Origin of the sequence: Xanthomonas sp. LMG 12459 (genome assembly GCF_009192905.1) — a bacterium.
Classification (GTDB): domain Bacteria; phylum Pseudomonadota; class Gammaproteobacteria; order Xanthomonadales; family Xanthomonadaceae; genus Xanthomonas_A; species Xanthomonas_A sontii.
The window spans coordinates 1-1,406 of record NZ_NSGT01000017.1; the positions used below are offsets into that span (position 1 = coordinate 1).

1 protein-coding gene is annotated in these 1,406 nt (G+C 65.2%); it reads right to left on the reverse strand.

The genetic code is table 11. The features are described from left to right. Nucleotides 1-110 precede the first annotated feature (110 nt). Nucleotides 111-1,034, reverse strand: a complete 924-nt coding sequence (locus CEK65_RS03860) for an IS110 family transposase (RefSeq protein ID WP_026143295.1) — start codon at nucleotides 1,032-1,034, stop codon at nucleotides 111-113. Nucleotides 1,035-1,406: the final 372 nt, after the last annotated feature.

Below are 1,406 nucleotides of genomic sequence, written 5' to 3' on the forward strand. Positions count from 1 at the left end.
CGCTTCTCAGCAGCCGAAGGCTGATCAAAGTAACTCGCCCGCAAGGGCGAAAGCCTTTGCTTTTGCTTGATACATGAGTGTCAGACGAGAAGAACCGTAGGAGTCAACTGTCATGCACCTGCGATGACAGGAGGAGCGTACGGGGCCTGATCGCGCGCGATGGCATTGAGCCAGCGCAGGAACTTGTGCATGCAGGCGACGATGGCGACCTTGGCCGGCTTGCCCGCTGCGCGCAGACGTGCGTAGGTGTTGGCCAAGGGGGATTTGGCGCGGATGCTGGCCCAGGTGGCCATGTACAGCACGCGCCGCACGTCGGCACGTCCGCCTTTGATGCGGCGCTGGCCTTTCCAGCAACCGCTGTCGTGATTGAACGGGGCCAGCCCGACCAGGGCAGCGAGCTTGCGTGGCGGCAGCGTGCCCAGCTCTGGCAGCCGCGCGGCCAGAACCGCGCGCAGGATCGTCCCGAGCCCAGGCACCTTGGGTAGGCTCGAGCAGGTCTTGCCCTGCTGCTCGATCTCCTGCGTCAACGTCTGGATCTGCTGGTTCAGCAGGGCGATCACCTCTCGGCAGCGGTGTTGCGCCTTGGCGCTGGTAATGTGTTCCAAGCGCCGCCGATGGGCATCGCGCTGGCCCACCAGGGTGGCACGCAGGTCCAGCAGTTCGCGAAGAGACTGCTGGTGCCCGGGCACCACGGGCGTGGGGGTGGTCGGGATGTGCTGGGCGGCGATGGCCAGCAGGCGCGCGTCCAGGGCATCGGTCTTGGCATGCAGGCCCAAGGCCTGGGCGAGCTTGCGCGGACGATCGGCGGCCATCCGCACTGCCGGCAGGTCCGCCTCTCGGAGCACCTGCAGCACGGCATGTTCGTAGCCGCCACTGGCTTCCAGCACGATCCGCTCGCAGTCCATCCCAGCCAGACGTTGGGCCAGCGCACGCTGCCCCTGTGGCGTATTGGGCTGGGTCCAGGCCTGCTCGTCCGGCAGGACATGAATGACCAGCTCAGCCTTGGATACATCGATCCCGACATGGCGCCGCATAGACGTTCTCCGCAGTAGACTCATGGACGAGAGCGCTCCTGCCGATGCCCATGCTTGTGGAGTTCGAGCTCGTCACTCGGGCAACTGTTCGGGCTTGTCAGGCAGGAGAACCGGAGTGCGGCGGCGCTGACTCCTACTCGTGCTTGCTGGCACTGCGGCTAAACGGCCTGCCGCACTCCGCTCTCACCTACAACGATAGACCCTTATTTGACACAAGCGGCTTCAGCCGCGACCGGGCGTTCCCGCGAATCCCGGTCGCGGCTGAAGCCGCACCTACGACAGCGCAAAATCGATGCCGCGTTACTTGGCCGGCGGCGCGTTGACCGTCTGTTCCAGGTCCTTCTGCAGGTCGGCGAACAGCGGGGTAATGTT